Source organism: Flavobacterium sp. UBA7680, from assembly GCF_002482975.1.
Lineage (GTDB): Bacteria > Bacteroidota > Bacteroidia > Flavobacteriales > Flavobacteriaceae > Flavobacterium.
Genome location: NZ_DLHA01000017.1, coordinates 102,891 through 103,118 on the forward strand (window position 1 = coordinate 102,891; position 228 = coordinate 103,118).

A 228-nucleotide genomic window follows, 5' to 3' on the forward strand; every position below is an offset into this window, starting at 1 on the left:
ATCAAATATTGTGGTTACGTTGCGCAAGACGCACTGCTGTGCGTCTCTACGTTAAAATCTTTATCCTTTGAACCTCAATTATATTATTTGTTTTACCGCACACAGACCTTACAGGTTTTTAAAACCTGTAAGATCTAGATTGAACACAAAAAAAGACGCACTGCTGTGCGTCTCTACAGAAAATTGGAATGTTTGAATTGTCAATTTATAATTAATTATATCCACAAC